Source organism: Paenibacillus sp. W2I17 (assembly GCF_030815985.1).
Taxonomy (GTDB): domain Bacteria; phylum Bacillota; class Bacilli; order Paenibacillales; family Paenibacillaceae; genus Paenibacillus.
Map to the genome: position 1 here is coordinate 6,325,011 of NZ_JAUSXM010000001.1, position 17,889 is coordinate 6,342,899.

A 17,889-nucleotide genomic window follows, 5' to 3' on the forward strand; every position below is an offset into this window, starting at 1 on the left:
GCAAAATGAGAAAAGGATTAATGGGAAGTATTAAACTGGATGATCTCCTGGAATCCGGGGCAGAATCGGTCGATATCGAAAGTGTTTCGACTAAGGACATTGCCATTATTGGAATGTCCGGCAGATTCCCGGGTGCAGAGGAACTCGAGGCATATTGGAGCAATCTGGTTAACGGTGTGGACAGTATCAGCGATTTTCCCGCAGAACGACAATCTTTCACAGATTATTATATGAAGACACGGGGAGAGTCGGTCGCGTATACCAAAGCAGGTTTTTTGAAACATATTGACCGATTCGATTATCGTTTCTTCAACCTGTCTCCCCGTGAAGCTTCTCTCATGGACCCCAATCAGCGGTTGTTTCTTGAAACGGCTTGGCACGCCATTGAGAATTCGGGATATGGAGGCGGGAAACTTAAAGGAAGCAACACAGGTGTGTACGTTGGGTTTCGTAACGATGAAGTATATGACTACAAAAGATTAATCACTGACTTGGAACCGCAGGCAGATCCCAGTGCAGTTCCAGGTAATCTGGCCTCCATTCTGGCTAGCCGGATTTCTTACTTGCTGGATCTGAAGGGGCCGAGCCTTTGTCTTGATACAGCATGTTCATCTTCTCTCGTAGCCATCCATCTCGCGTCCCAGGCCATTCGAAACGGGGATTGTGATCTGGCTGTCGCTGGTGGCGTCAAGATACGTTTGTTTCCCCTGGATGAAGGGAACAAGCTTGGTGTGGAAGCGCCAGATGGCAAAGTGAAGGCGTTCGATGCAGATTCGGATGGGACGGTGTGGGGTGAAGGCGCTGCCGCTATTATCCTCAAACCTTTGAACAAAGCACTCAGGGATCGAGACCATATTTACGCAGTCATCAAAGGAAGTGCTGTGAATCAGGATGGAACTTCCGTAGGCATCACAGCGCCCAATACCGCTTCACAGACAGATTTGCTGGTGAAAGCATGGAAAAATGCGGGGATTAACCCGGAGACGCTAAATTATATTGAAACACATGGTACAGGAACAGATATGGGAGATCCCATTGAGTTTGAGGCCATTCGCAGAGCGTTCCAAAAGTTTACAAACAAGAAACAATTCTGTGCTATTGGTTCAGTGAAGACAAATGTGGGCCACTTGGATTGTGTAGCTGGCATGGCTTCGCTTTTCAAGGTCATTATGGGGATGCGTGAAGGCATGATGCCACCCACACTTCATTTTCAGCGTCAAAACTCAAAAATCAACTTTGAAGATTCTCCAGTCTATCTCAACACACGCCCTAGAATATGGCATGCCGAAGGAGCTCCACGCAGATGTGGTGTCAGCGCGTTTGGTCTAAGTGGAACCAATAGTCACATTGTAGTTGAAGAGCCGCCACGTTATCACAGGGCAGATACCGCAACGATCCCGGACATGCAGATTTTGACGATCTCTGCCAAAAGTGCTGCCAGCTTAACAAAGCTGGTGCAAGCGTATCAGGCCTTGCTCGTTTCAGATCCTGAACTTTCGCTGGCAGATCTGTCATTTTCGGCTAATACAGGAAGAGGGCACTATACTCAAAGGCTTGCGATCACTTACAGTGATCGCAAGGATTTGGAAAGAAAATTGAAGCTTGTATCAGACGCAAATTGTGGTCCTGATCTCGAGATAAACGGAGTACACACAGGCATACATCGGATAATAACAGCCGGTGCAGGGGAGTCCACGCGAAGTACAGGTGAAATCACGGAGCAGGAGGTCAGACTACTTGGACAGAAGGCCCAAGCATGGCTTTCTGAACCTCATGTTCATCCGAGACAAGTGCTGTTGGATGCCATTTGTGATTTGTACGTTCAGGGAGCCGATGTAAGTTGGGAAGATCTGTACAGAGAAAAGTCTGTGCGCAGGATTCCACTTCCGTCATACCAGTTTGAACCGAACATATGCTGGCTGGACTGGAAATCGGACATGGATCAACGCCAGACAGATGACATGTATCGGAGCATGTATAGAACACGCTGGGTCGCGGATTCTTTGGAACCGTCCAAACCCGATGAGGCGCAGCAGCCAATTGATGATGGGATAACTCTGATATTGCGAAAAGATAAAGACCCTGAAGGCGAAAGGCTTGAAACCACCTTGCGTAATCTGGGACGAAAGCTGGTATCCGTGACATTTGACGGAGATGTTGCCGTAATGGAAGGGCTCGCGGGTCTAGTGCAACTTTCTTCAGAAGATGTGTATGATCACCTGCTTGGTGCACTGCCTTTCAATGATATAACCCGTGTTATTCATCTACTGAGTTCAACGTCCAGAATGCAGGTGCATAATCTGGCGGATCTTTCTCAGGCCGAAATAGAGGGTCCTCTGAGTCTGTTCAGACTGGTCAAATCCCTTGTGCAGAGAGCGGTGTCTGGCCCTGTAGACATATCAATTGCTACGACAACTGCTTATCAAGTGACGGGGGACGAAGTGGAACTGTATCCTGAGCACGCTGCCTTGATCGGCTGGGCTAAGGTTATAGGAAAGGAATATCCGCATATCCGGTGTCAGTGCATTGACAGAGATGAACATAGTTCACTTGAATCTATTCCGGAGTTGGTTAGTGGCACAGGCATCTCCAACGAGAATTTTGCCTATCGGAATGGGATTCGTTATGTTGAACAGCTGGATGATTGGAACACAGAGACTCAGGAAAATAGGGACTGGCAACTGGTTGAAGATGGAGTATACATCATAACGGGTGGAGCAGGGGGGATAGGTTCAGAGATTGGGAGATGGATGTCTGGTCAGGCAAAGGTACGAATTGTCCTACTGGGACGGACAGAATTACCCAACAGAGAGCAATGGCCATTGCTTCGTAAGAATGGGAAAGACCAAACGGCTGTTCAGCAGATTATTCGTGAAATAGATGCCATGGAAAGTCTCGGAGCAATGGTAACTTATTTTAGCGTAGATGTATCCGATGAAATGCGTCTTACCCATACGTTGGATGTTATCAGACAAACGTTTGGTTCTATACGTGGAATTGTGCATTGTGCAGGAACGGGCAGTGATCTGTCTACCGATCAGAAGAGTGAAGATGACGTCAAGCGCACGTTGGCTCCCAAGATCAGGGGGACATGGTTGCTTGATCAACTTACCCGACAAGATCAGCCTGATTTTATGCTGTTATGTTCTTCTATCGCTACAACATTCAGCACGTTGACTATGGGAGATTATGTTGCAGCCAATGCCTACCTGGATACGTTCGCTGCACAACGAACCAAGCAGGGACTTCACACACTCGCCATTAACTGGGTGACCTGGAGGGAGCGGGGAATGGCAGCACGTTCGGGTTTTACGGCGGATACTATATTTAAGGCCATTTTGCCTGAACAGGCGATCCATACTCTCGCAGACGTTGTTACTCAAAAAGTAGAACGCGTTATTATCGGGGAATTAAACATAGATGGTGGGGGCATTCCGTTACTTGAACGTTCAGGGATTCGGGTTGCTCCACATTTGCTCGAACGATTGAAGAGAATGAAGTCTACGACCAGGTCTATAGCAGATATGGTTTCTACCCGATCACTTTCACAACATGGCACAGGACAGGTGATCCTCACGGGAAAAGAAAAAGAGGATTACACCGAAGCAGAACGACGTGTCGCTGATGTTTGCAGACAGGTATTGGGTTTCGAGGAAATTAACATCCATGAAAATTTCTTTGAACTGGGAGCCGATTCCCTCTTGTTAAAAACGATGCATGCCAGATTGGAACTGCTTGATCCAGGTTCACTTATGATCACGGATTTGTTTGAGCACGCAACAGTTTATAAGCTGGCCCGTTTTCTGGTAGATAAACGCCAGGGAAGCAACAACATGACACATCATGCAACGATGAAAGGAAAGGAACAGGACATAGCCATTATTGGCATTTCCGTCAAACTGCCTAACGCCAACAACACTGATGAATTCTGGGACAATATTCGTAACGGGTTGGATTGCAGGACCGCATTGTCTGCAGAACGAAAGGATGCCATTGATCGCTATATTCGATATAAACAGTTTCCTGAAGGCAGCGTTGCTCTTGTGGAAGGGTCCTATATTGATGAGATTGATAAGTTCGATAGTACCTTTTTCCGTTTGTCTCCCAAGGAAGCAAGCCTGATGGACCCGCATCAGCGTCTCTTCCTGCAGGCATGTTGGGAAGCAGTTGAGGATGCCGGTTGTGTAGAAAACATTAGTGGAAGTCATACCGGGGTGTTTGTTGGATACTCGCCGAATATTCGCGATATGTATTCACGACTCATTTATGAAACCAATCCAACTCTGCTATCCAGCGCTATGGTGGGCAACACAGCAGCAGTTACCTCTGGAAGAGTATCTTATATGCTGGACTTGAAAGGGCCATCGATGGTCGTAGACACAGCCTGTTCATCTTCCCTCGTTGCTGTAGATGCAGCATGTCAATCGATTCGTAGCGGCAAATGTGAAATGGCCATAGCTGGTGGGATTAAAATCCATACTATGCCGATTCATCACACGAATACACGCATGGGAATAGGCATGGAATCCATGGATGGAATCACGCGTGCATTTGATGAGGAATCGGAAGGAACGGGATTTGGCGAAGGCATTGGTGTAATCATGCTCAAACCACTTGAAAAAGCTAAACAGGATGGCGACCAAATCTATGCGGTCATTAAGGGATCAGCATCCAATCAGGATGGTAGTTCTGCCGGGATGACAGCACCAAATCCGGCAGCTCAAGAAGACGTGATTCGCAAGGCATGGGATGATGCTGGCATTGATCCTGCGACCATTGGTTATGTGGAAGCCCACGGGACGGGTACACCTTTAGGGGATCCGATTGAAGTAAACAGTTTGACGAATGCATTCCGTATGTTCACCGACAAACGAAATTTCTGTGCGATTGGATCTGTCAAAGCCAATATGGGTCATCTGCTTGAAGCAGCGGGAATCGTGGGGTTGATCAAAACTGCGTTGGCACTTAAAAACAAAGAATTGCCTGCAACGATTCACTTTAATCGACCCAATGAAAATATCCCGTTTTACGATTCTGCCATATACGTTAATACCGTCACTCGTAAGTGGGAGGTTGAAGGCCATCCGCGGCGAGCTGGCGTCAGTGCGTTTGGCATGAGCGGAACCAATGCCCATATTGTGCTGGAAGAGCCACCGGCAGACTATATCCATAAAGAACTGCCTGACCATGTTCCTCACGTTGGGCCACAGTTGTTCATGCTTTCGGCCAAATCACGTGAGAGCTTGCAGCAACTTGTTACGAGGTACGTTGCATATGGTCCGCAATTATTACCAATGGATCTGCAGGATATTTGTTACACGGTCCAGGCTGGTCGCAGTCATTATCCGCATCGATTAATTTTTGCAGTGAATACAACAATGGAACTTGTTTCCCGTTTGAATGAATTGAACCGGCTCTACTTTTGGGAGTCTGAACTGGGCGAAACCCGCAAGGTTTTCTATCGTTATGGAGAACACCGATTGGTATCAGGTACGGATGGGATTAGACGTCCGGATGATCTTACTTTGGCTCAGAAGGAAAGTTTGAATGCCGAAATTCAAGAAGTCGCATTAGCGTGGAAGAACGGCCTCTACAGGGACGAATCCATGCAGGTCAAAATTAGTGAGTTGTATTCGGCGGGCGCAGATTTGCCACCATTATTATGGAATGACGGACAGGCACCTCGTAAAGTGAGGCTCCCGGTGTATGCTTTCGAGCGTAAGACACACTGGCTGGACATACCTGACGTCGCCCCGGTAAAAGTGGAACGTATGGAACAACCATTTCATGTTATTCGTTGGGTTAACACGCCATCCAACGATGGGACATCATGGATGTCCTCCGAATCTGGAGATGTATTATTGTTCACAGGAAAAACCGCTCTTTCGGCATCAATCTATGAGAGATTACTAGCTGCGGGTCGGAAGGTTGTGAGAGTAGAGATTGGACTTCAAATGGATTCTACTCCTGGCGATGGATGGTATGGCGTTGATTCAAATAAACAGGCGTATGAGGATTTGTTAACAGATCTTCAATCTGAGTATCAATTCACACATATTATCCATATGTCAACGACTGAGCAAGCAGTATTTCCCGAGAGTATCGAACAATTAGAGGTGACCCAGCAACGTGGGGCTCGCAGCCTGATGTATCTTACACAGGCACTGGCACATGTGGGTTATGAACGCGGACTGAGCCTTACGCTGATATCTGATTATGTGAACGAAGTGACAGGCAATGAACGCGTCCTTCAGCCACACCAAGCTCCTTTTATGGGAATGGGACGAGTTGTAGGGCATGAATTGATGGGCATATCTTGCAAATTTCTGGACGTGGATGATGTTGTCTCTGCTGAAGATGTGTTACAAGAGATCGGCCGAAAGTCTGATTTGTATCTTGTTGCTTACCGGGAAGGTACCCGTTATGAGGAACAGTTCGAGACTTTGGACGATACGACGGTGATCGGCCATGCGCCAGCAATTCAAAATGACGGTGTATACGTGATTACTGGCGGCACGAAAGGCATTGGACTGGAAGTCGCCCAGTACTTGGCTGACAAGGGAGCAGGACATGTCGCTTTACTTGCCCGTTCACCTTTTCCGCCGCGTGACCAGTGGACTGAATGGCTTGATCAGAACAGAGACAGGGAAGTGTGCGAGACGATAAACCGGGTGATGGATCTGGAGAAGAAGGGAACGTCATGTTCATTTTATCAAGTGGATATCGGGCATCTGGATAGGCTATGTGAGGTATTTGATGAACTTCGACATACCTGTGGTCCCATTCGTGGCGTAGTCCACAGTGCCGGTGTACCTGGTGAAGGCATGCTGATGCGCAAGACGGAGGAACAGTTCTCAGCGGTGATAGGTCCCAAAGTCCATGGAACATGGGCGCTTGATCAGGTCACGCTTGAGGATAATCTTGACTTCTTCCTGCTCTTCTCCACGATCTCTTCGGTGTTTGCTGCTCCGGGCCAGGGGGACTATGCTGCTGCCAATGCATACCTGGATGCGTTTGCTGCATATCGAAGCAAGCTCGGGAAACGAACACTAACTATGAATTGGAACACATGGCGAGATACGGGGATGGGCGTTCGTTACGGCATCAATGTGGATGGCGTATTCTCTGCCATTCCTACGGAGCAGGGCATTGCATGGCTGGATCGTGCGATGGGAATGACCTTGAATCGGGTAATCGTCGGCAAGATCAATCGTGAAAGCAAATTGCTTGGCATGATGTCAAGTGTTGCTGTGAGACTATCGGATGACCTGAGATCCCTGGCTACTGATGAGAAAACTGTGTTTACTGAAACTCAGAACCAGACCGGTTATGCAGAAGTTACTCTGGATGGCAGGACAGGAGAAGGAGCATATAGCGATGCTGAGGATCTGATTGCCAAAATCTTCGGTTCGGTACTAGGGTTCAGTGAAATCAATATTTATGACAGTTTCTTCGAATTAGGGGGAGATTCGATCATGTTGGGCCAGATGCATGAGTTATTGGATCGGCATTTCCCCAATAAGATCAAACTGGTAGATCTGTTCGAATATACAACCGTAGACAAACTCAGCAATTACATTGCAGGCAATGAGCAACATATCCTGCAAGCTGCACCGATAACATCCGCATCAGAAGAGCAGGACGGAGATTGGAATGACTCATTAAGCCATATGCTGGACAAGTTGCAGGACGGGGAAGTATCTGTCGAAGATATTCTTCATCGTTTGGATGAAATACGGCCAGGGGAGTGAGCTTGTGGAGAAAGTCTACAAACATGTTGTTGAAAACATAGCCTCCGGCAAAATTGACAAAGTGACGGGGATTCAGGTCATCAATCTGCTGAAGCAGGAAGAAGCAAATCATCAAGAGGATATAGCAGTCATAGGCATGAGCCTTAAATTTCCCCATGCGAATCGTCCGGAGGAATACTGGCACATTGTTGAGCAGGGGATTGATTGCATAGGTGATTATCCATCTGATCGAAAATCTGTAACGGATGAGTACCTCAGACTAAGCGGATATTCAGACGAATTCCTTCAATATCTGGATGGAGCTTTTCTGGATGAAGTGGATCAATTCGATTATAAGTTCTTCCGTCTCTCGCCAAAAGAGGCCAGTCTGATGGACCCTTGTCATCGTTTATTTTTGCAAACGGCATGGCATGCCATCGAAGATGCCGGTTACGGCGGGCAAAGGCTTGCAGGAAGTAATACCGGCGTCTTTACCGGATTTGCCAATAGCAACAACTATAAGGAAATGATCAAGGATACCAATCCGGAAGAGTTGTCTATTGCGATGACTGGAAATATCGCGTCAATGCTTCCTACCCGCATCTCGTATCTGCTTAATCTAAAAGGACCGACCATGGTAGTGGATACTGCTTGTTCGTCCTCGTTAGTATCCGTTTATCTGGCTTGTAAATCGCTGATGAACGGGGATTGCAACATGGCGATTGCCGGAGGCGTTAAGCTGGATATTTTGCCAGTGGATAATGATTTTCTGAAGATTGGGATTGAATCCACCGACTACCGGACAAGAGCTTTTGATAAAGAAGCAGATGGGTCCGGTATGGGTGAAGGTGTGGCTGCAGTAATTTTGAAGCCGCTTCGTCAGGCTCAGAAGGATGGAGACCACATCTATGGTGTAATTAAAGGCATCGCCTTGAATCAGGATGGAACGTCCATGGGCATCACGGCCCCCAATCCGGTTGCTCAATCCGAAGTAATCGAGGAAGCGTGGAAGCGAGCAGGCATCCACCCGGAATCCTTGGCCTATATTGAAACCCATGGAACAGGAACGAATCTGGGTGACCCTATCGAGATTCAGGGGCTGGAACGTGCCTTTCGAAAATATACGAATAAAAAGCAATTTTGTGCAATTGGTTCGGTCAAAACCAATGTCGGTCATCTGTATGAAACAGCAGGTATGGCCAGTCTGATTAAAGGACTTTTATCATTGTATCATCGGAAACTCCCGCCTTCCCTTCATTTTAATTATCCAAACCTGAATATTGATTTCGGGAATTCACCCGTCTATGTCAATACAAGGTTGAGAGAGTGGGAGCGAGGTGCTGATCCGCGTAGATGCGGGATAAGTACATTTGGTTTGAGCGGAACGAATTGTCATATGGTGCTGGAAGAAGCTCCTGTACAGGCCACTTTGACCGTTACGCATGATGGGCATACGGGTGTTCATCCATTCACGTTGTCTGCGGGATCAGATAATGGAATTCAAGTTCTGATGAAACAGTATCTGGACGGAGTATCTGCCTTCCCCGACAGGTATTCATTACTGGATGTGTGTCGAACAGCCAATGCATGTCGCGGACATTATGCTCACCGAGTGATCATTTTGGCTGAACATTTGGAGGATTTGCGCATTAAGCTGACCCAGGTTATATCTGGAGACATTCATACGTTCACAGCACCTTGGTTTCATTATGGGGAACACCGACTAATCAGTGACAATCGGGAAGTTTCAGGGGTACATGATATTACTCAGAAAAACGTTCGTGCGTTAAGCGAAGAGGTCCGGCAAGAATTGAACCAGATGAATGAGGCTACATTCGACTGGGGGCGCCTGTGTACTCTTTACGTGCAAGGAGCATCCGTGGACTGGTGGCGTCTGTATGAGGGCAAGTCTACGAAGACCGTACCTCTGGGGGGTTATCCCTTTGATTCGCAGAAGTGCTGGATTGACATGGGAAGCAGACCAGCAAAAGAGAGTGTCCACCATGACAACGGATTGTTTTCTCTCACGTGGCATGAGCTTGAGGGAGAGTACGAGGATAACGAAGTTCATTCAAGCGAGAGAGTTGTACTCTTTACAGCTGATGACAAAGGTGGGGCTGACCTTGCATTGTTATTGCAACAATCGGGTAAGGACGTCATTATGGTTTGCCCGGGAGATTACTTTGAACAGAGGAACGATACTGATTTTCGAATTGGTTCGAAAGAGGTCGATTTTGATTCTTTAGTTAATGCTTTGGATTCAAAATCATGGTCACAGGTCATCTACGCACCTACCTTTGCTTTGGACACTTCTGTTCAGAATCTGGAGGAGTTGAATGAATCACAGGAACGCGGCGTTTACAGCCTGCTGTATCTGGTTCGTTCATTGACCAGACATGGTATTGATTATGATATGGATATGGTGATTTTGACCCAATGTGTCCATCATGTCACAGGCAAAGAACAGGTTCTTAGACCCGAGCTCGCACCCCTAGAAGGTCTTGCCAAGGTCATACGCAAGGAGCATCTGAACATACAATGTCGAGTTATCGACGTGGAAGATATGCTATGGAGTAAGGGGAGTGCAGAGTCTCTTTTCAGAAAAACAGATCACTTCCTTACCGCCATTCGAGACGGAAAACGGTATATTCAGTCATTCGGTACACTCCAGCCTGTTGCAGAGTCGGACAGTAACAATGGACAATTTCCGGCTCTTCATTCAGAAGGGATATATCTTGTGTCTGGTGGAGCCGGAGGGATCGGGATTGAAGTATCCAAATATTTGGCCGGCAGGGACAAGGTACATCTGGCCTGGATTAATCGTACTGCCTTTCCACCCCGGAGAACATGGGAAGCGATTTTGGAAGCACAGCAGGATCAGTCGTTATGCCGAAAGATTCAGGGAGTTCTTGATATTGAAAATATGGGAGCTACCGTTGAAATATACAGCGCGGACATTTCCAAAAAAGAAGAGGTAGTTCCAATTGTAGAAGAGCTGCGTCAACGTCATGGGAAGATCAGGGGGGTTATCCATGGCGCGGGAATTGGAAGATCCGACTTATTGATGAATCGTACGGATGACCAGTTTAAAAGCATTTTCAACCCGAAGGTAATGGGTACACGTATTTTGGATGAAGTTACCCATTCGGATGATCTGGACTTCTTTATTCTGTTTTCTTCGGTAGCAACGATGTTTAGCGGAGCCGTTCAAGGAGATTATACTGCAGCCAATGCTTATCTGGATGCCTACGGGGAATATCGGAACAAGCTCGGAAGAAGGACACATGTGGTGAACTGGACGACCTGGAAAGAGACCGGTATGGCCCTTGAAGGTGGTTTCACAATCGATACCATTTTTAAGACGTTGCCAACCGGTAAGGCTCTTGAAGGGTTTGAGCAGGTGTTATCCCATAATGTACCGAGAGCACTTGTAGGTTATCTCAATTATGAGAACGGTGGAGTCTTCCTGCTCGAAAAATCAGGGGTGTTGCTCTCTCCTGTGCTGACTGCGCAAATTGAACTATTTAAGGAAAAAAAGAAGCAGGAAAAAGCGAGCAAAGCAAAGAGTGTAACAACAAATCCAGCAGGAGAAGTAAGTTTGACAGGAAGTCTCAACGAAGAGTTTAGTGATACGGAAAAACGTGTAGCCGAATGTTGCAGAAAAATATTGGGTTTTGATCAAATCGATATTCACGACAACTTCTTTGAACTAGGTGCGGACTCTATTCTGCTGATGAAAATTCAGAGTGAGATTGAGCGAATTTTTCCAGGAGCCATTAATGTTACGGACCTGTTCGAATACTCGAATGTACATCATCTCGCAAAATTTATCGGTGGAAAAAACAAGAAGGAGGAACAGCGTCCTTCTCCAGCGATGCATCTCAAGAAGCGTACTGCGGTGGAACGAGATGGAGATATTGCGATTATCGGCATGGCTGTGAATGTGCCGCTTGCTTCCACACCCGAGGAGTTATGGGAACATCTCGTCAACGGCACGGATCTGGTTCGGTCGTTTCCGGAATCGAGAAAAGTGGATATTGACAAGCATTTTGCGTTCACAGGTCATGACCAGGCACAGATGAAATACAACGAGAACGCGTATCTGGAAGACATAGACAAGTTTGATGCAGGTTTCTTTCGGTTATCGCCCAAGGAAGCAAGTCTAATGGATCCTAATCAGCGATTATTTCTTGAAGCTGCGTGGACTGCAATTGAGGATGCAGGGTATGGCGGCACCAGATTGAGCGGTAGTAAAACGGGCGTATATCTTGGATATGCAGCAACCTTGCGAGATCTGTATGCACGTCTCTTATATGAAGTTGATCCTGGGAGCGGTTCAAGCTCCATGGTGGGTAATCTGACAGCAATGATGTCTGCCCGGATCTCATATTTATTGGATCTAAAAGGCCCAAGTATGGTTATTGATACGGCCTGTTCATCTTCATTGGTGTCTGTAGACATGGCTTGCAAAGCTATTCGTAGCGGACAATGTGATTATGCACTGGCTGGCGGAATCAAGATTAACCTGTGCCCAGTGGATGATGAAAATATGAAACTTGGCATCGAGTCTACAGATCATCGCTCCAAAGCTTTTGATGATGAAGCAGATGGAGCAGGTATTGGAGAAGGGGTTGCAGTGGTACTGCTGAAATCACTTCAGCAGGCATTGGATGACCATGATTCCATTTATGCTGTAATTAAAGGCGGGGCTGTGAATCAGGATGGCAGTTCAATAGGCATCACGGCACCTAATCCGGCATCTCAAACAGAGGTAATCATATCAGCTTTGGAGGATGCAGGAGTCGAACCGGAGACAATCACCTACATTGAAACACATGGCACGGGCACAACATTGGGAGATCCGATTGAAATTAAGGGCATATCCGATGCACTGTCGAGCTGCACAGATCGCAAGCAATTCTGTGCGGTGAGTTCCATCAAGACCAACTTGGGGCATTCTTCGGAGGCTGCTGGAGTGATTAGTTTGGTGAAGGCGGTCATGGCGCTGCGTGAGAAAAAGCTTCCTCCGACACTGTACTTTAATCGACCTAATCGAATGATTGAATTTTCCAATTCACCGGTCTTTGTGAATACCCGTCTTCGTAATTGGCATTCCGAGGAAGGACCGCGACGTTGTGGGATCAGCGCGTTTGGGATTAGTGGAACCAATTGTCACGTTATCCTGGAAGAGGCCCCAGTACAGACATTTGTCCAAGCAGAGGAACGCAGACCTTATATTTTGCCTCTTTCCGCCAAAAGTAAAGACTCTCTATCCAGATTGATCGCAGCTTATCATGATTATCTCGATAGTTACGATGAACTGGATTTGTTAAGCCTGTGCGGAACAGCTGCTCAGGGAAGAGGACACTACAAGTTGCGTATCGCCATTGCTTTTAAAGACAAAGAAGAGCTGGTAGCCCGATTGGACAAGCTGCGTGGATGCCCGTTTAGCGAGATTAAACCGCCCCTTGCTTATGCATCTGAACATCGAATGGTTCCTGAGACGAAGGAGCCGGGTGTTGGCGAATTGACGGAACATAAACTTCGTGAATTAAACGAGCAGTCAGACAGGGTACTGAAGCTCATTAACGAGCACGGATGGGAAGATCAGCACTTGGAGGAAATATCGATTCTTTATACACAGGGAGCCGATATTGACTGGTCAAGATTGTACGCAGAAGAGGAAACCTTCCGGCTCCATCTTCCAACGTATCCTTATGAGCGCAATCGTTGCTGGATTGATATTCCCGAACGAGTTGCGGTTCAACCATCCGTTGTGCAGAAGGAAGAACCAACGATGCATTACACCATTGGCTGGGTGGAAGCGACTAATCCTGAGAGGCTCATTCCGAATCCGCAAACCGTCTTGCTTTTGAAGGGGACAATTCCGTTATGTGACAGTCTCTCCCGGGAACTTACTGAACGTGGAGCACATGTAATTGAAGTTACGCTTGGTGCAACATATGCGAAGATCTCTCCGGTTCATTATCAGATCGATGGTTCGGAGGATCAGTATCTGCAATTATTGAAAGCTACGAAGAACCACAGAATAGATCAGATTATTCACACCTTTACCATAAATGGTCATACAGCACCCGAGAGTCCGAAGGAACTGGAAGATGCCTTATGCCGAGGTGTGCATAGCTTGTTTTACCTCACAAAAGCCATTGCAGGTGCAGGATTGCGAAATCGAATGCGCATTGTTCTGTTATCCCAGTACGTTCACGAAGTTAGCGGCCACGAATCACATCTCGCTCCTGAATATGCAACGATGTTTGGCCTGGGCAAAGCGATTGGACAAGAGCATCCTCAGCTGGAATGCAAGGTCATGGATATAGATGATGACACCGCTATTCCTATTTTGCTTAATGCAATGAATGCAGATGATGTTTTCTACTCCACTGCCTATCGGAATGGTCAACGATATGTGGAAGAGTTTAGGAAGACAGACCTGTTGGGAGCTGAGCTCTCCGATGTAACCATTAAGGAGCAGGGGATCTATCTCATCACCGGTGGAATGGGCGGCATTGGCCGAGCATTCGCAGAACATTTTGCCAACAGTCACAACGTTACCTTGATTCTTGCAGGCAGATCGGATTTCCCTGATCGGGAAACATGGCCAGCCATTTTGGAGGATAACAAGGATCTGGAGCAATGCAAGAAAATTAAATGGATACATTCGATTGAGAACAAAGGTTCCACAGTAGGTCTCTACAGCGTGGATACAGGTGATCTTCAACAAGTATCAAGACTCATGGAGAACATCAGAGAGCAGTACGGCAAAGTGGATGGCATTGTTCATGGAGCAGGGGTAGCAGGTGAAGGATTCCTTGCATCCAAGGATGCGGAGACCTTTAACCGTGTGTTGCTTCCGAAAGTCCAGGGAACCTGGAATATGGATCAGGCAACAGCCCAAGACTCTCTGGATTTTCTTGTTCTGTTCTCAACCACTTCAACATTATTCAGCTCTCCGGGTCAAGGAGATTATTCAGCAGCGAATAGTTATCTGGATGCTTATGCAGCGTATCGCAATCGCAGGGGCGGACGAACGTTAACGATCAATTGGGTGGCCTGGAAAGAGACCGGGATGGCCAAAGATTTTGGCGTAAATGATGACATGGTGTTCAAGTCTGTTTTAACAAAGTCTGCATTAAAGGCCTTTGACCAGGCTTTTGAGCGTAAAGTGCATCGATCTATCATCGGCGAATTGAATTATGACTCGGAATATATGGCCTACGTAGGTGATATGCCAATGATGATGTCGGAGGACGTATACAACACGATTCAGGATCAAAGTGCCAGCGTGATTGCTGAAGTGGAGATGAGAAAGGCAACGCTGAACAAAGAAGTCTCATTACACGGCCGCAATGATGGTCAATATACAGCCATGGAACAGATGTTATCCCGGATTTGGTCACTTCATTTGGGACTGACAGAAATGGATCTGTATGATGATTTTTACGAATATGGTGGAGATTCCATTATTGGGCTCAAGATGGCATCGGATATATACAGGGAAACGGGGATACAGGTTAATCCTTCGGATGTGCTGCAATATCCGACGATCTGGGGACTGGGAGTTCACCTGCAATCTCTGGTCGATGTAGAGAATGCAACAGTTGGACAACAGTCTATCCCTCATGCAGAAGTCAAAGAAAAATATCCACTTTCATCAGCTCAAAAAAGGATATTCTACCTTTGCACTCAGGGCCCGGACAATATCAGCTATAACCTGAACAAAGCGTTGATTATGGAGGGGAATTTTGACCCATTCACGTTGAACGGTTATATGAACACTCTGATTCAGCGCCATGAATCGTTCCGTACATCTTTTCACTGGGAACAAGGAGAGCCGATTCAGAGAATTCACGAGAACGTGGATTTTTCGATCGAAACTTTGCCAGATGTCATTCGTGGAACGGAAGCAGTGGAAGATGTAGTGAAGCAGTTTGTCCGACCGTTTGATCTGGAAGCAGCACCGTTGATCCGCATGATTGTCGGTTCGTTGGATGACGGTCGCCATCTGTTGATGTTCGATGTGCATCACTTGGTTACAGATGGCATGTCGATGGACAATATGATGCACGAAATCACGTCTATGTACAGTGGTTCACCTCTACCGGATATTCCTTATCAGTATAGGGATTACTCGGAGTGGAGCAACCATTATCAGCAATCGGATTCGATTAAATCACAGGAAGCCTTCTGGCTGGAAACGCTGAAAGGGCCGTTGCCCACACTGCAACTTCCAACAGACTTTTCACGACCTGATCGAAAAACCTATGATGGAGCCAAAATGACTTTTTATGCCGACGGCGTACTCACTGCTCGTATAGGCAAGCTCGGAGCACGTACAGGAACCACTTTATACATGTTGCTCTTATCCGCCTTAAATGTCCTGTTGCATAAATATACGAACCAGAGTGATATACTCATCGGTTCGCCTGTAACGGGTCGCCAACAGGGTAACTTTGATGCCACCATTGGCATGTTTGTGAATACAATCGTCCTGAGAAACGAACCTGTGCCTGATGACTCATTCAGGGAGTTACTTCTGAACGTGAAGCAGCGTACGTTATCGGCTTTTGCGCATCAGGACTGTCAATTCGACCGAATTGTACAGCTTGTGAATAGTACACGTGATCCGAGCAGAAATCCGCTTTTTGATGTGTATTTTGCACTGCAAAATGTAGGGATGTACACCGGAGAGATTGAGGCTTTCAAAGGCACATTAATCGATTATGACAGTGGAGTTTCAAGGTTTGATCTGGCACTGGATGCGATTGAGCGGGACGGTACGATCGAGTTTATTCTGGAATATAATACAAGCTTGTTCTTGCCTAGCACAGCTGAATATATCGCCAAAGATTATGTGAAAATTCTTGAGATAATTTCAGAGCAGCCGGATACATTGATCTATGATATTGAAGTTGATCGTGTCACGGATATCACGGATGAAGCTGTAGATGAAGAAGTGAATTTCAATTTCTAGCCAGATCACAGAGGGGCGTTGATAGGAATGAAGGTAGGTGTAATCGGAGCAGGCGTCATGGGAAAAGGGGTTGCGCAGAGCCTTGCCCAGTCCCGGCACAACGTGGTTTTGATCGATGTGAGTGATGAAGTTTTGGATCAGGCGAGAACAGCCTTATTTACCAATATCCGATTTTCGGGATTCTACAACAAGGATACCGAGGCCGAAGACCCGGAAACGGTGCTCTCGCGTGTGGAGTTTACGACACATTATGACTCGCTCGGCGATGCTGATTTCATTATTGAGAACGTGCCTGAGCAATGGGATGTGAAAAAAGAGGTCTATGCACAGCTTGAAAACTATTGCCCCGATTCTTGTATTTATTTGGTCAATACATCATGTATTTCGATTACAAAAGTTGGTTCGATCACCAGACGACCTGACAAGGTCATCGGTGTACATTTTATGAATCCGGTCCCGTTAAAGCCCGTAGTCGAAGCTATTCAGGGTTATCACACTTCGGATACAACGATTGAAGCGACCAGATCCCTGCTCCATACCATGGGCAAAGAAGCCATACTGGTACAAGATCTTCCCGGTTTTGTATCTAACCGAATATCCCATCTGCTCATGAATGAAGCTGCCTTTGTTGTTCAGGATCAGGTAGCTTCACCTGAAGAGGTTGATGACATATTCGTCAAATGTTTTCGGACATAAGATGGGTCCACTTCACACAGCGGATTTGATCGGTTTGGATACTGTAGTTCATTCACTGGATGTACTCTATGAGAGTTATCAGGACCCGAAATATAGAGTATGTCCCTTGCTTCGCAAGATGGTGGATGCCGGATTGTTAGGAGCAAAAAGCGGTCAAGGCTTCTTTGAGCACGTGATTCTGTAAGTGTATCCACTATAAATTATACGAGGTGACTGTGTATGGAGTCCAAAGTCAAAGTAAAAACATTTCTGAGTCGTTTCTATCGCAAACGTGAAATTCAAGATGATGAGGATATTTTTGAATTGGGTTTTGCCAATTCCCTGTTTGCAATGCAGATGGTGATGTTTCTGGAGAAAGAATTCAACATTCGGATTGAGACCCAGGATATGGATCTGAGCAACTTCCGTACGTTGAACAAGATTAATGAACTGATTGAGCGAAAGACAGCATAGACTGCCTGACGGTCTTGA

The 17,889-nt window shown here is 46.7% G+C and carries 3 protein-coding genes and 1 pseudogene; all 4 read left to right on the forward strand.

Features of this window, described 5'->3' with window-relative positions:
• The first annotated feature begins 5 nt into the window (after positions 1-5).
• The 4 genes and pseudogenes from QF041_RS28250 (at position 6) to QF041_RS28265 (ending at position 17,871) form a co-directional block, all read left to right on the forward strand.
• Entirely contained in the window at positions 6-7,751 is a 7,746-nt protein-coding gene (locus QF041_RS28250) for an SDR family NAD(P)-dependent oxidoreductase (protein ID WP_307416480.1), read from the forward strand.
• A 4-nt stretch (positions 7,752-7,755) separates the two neighbouring features.
• On the forward strand, positions 7,756-16,722 hold the full coding sequence (locus QF041_RS28255) for an SDR family NAD(P)-dependent oxidoreductase (protein ID WP_307416481.1): 8,967 nt from the start codon (positions 7,756-7,758) through the stop codon (positions 16,720-16,722).
• Between the two features lie 27 nt (positions 16,723-16,749).
• Positions 16,750-17,602, forward strand: a pseudogene (locus QF041_RS28260) (3-hydroxyacyl-CoA dehydrogenase family protein).
• Between the two features lie 35 nt (positions 17,603-17,637).
• A complete protein-coding gene (locus QF041_RS28265) occupies positions 17,638-17,871 on the forward strand; it encodes an acyl carrier protein (RefSeq protein WP_017686948.1) in 234 nt (77 codons plus the stop codon).
• Positions 17,872-17,889: the final 18 nt, after the last annotated feature.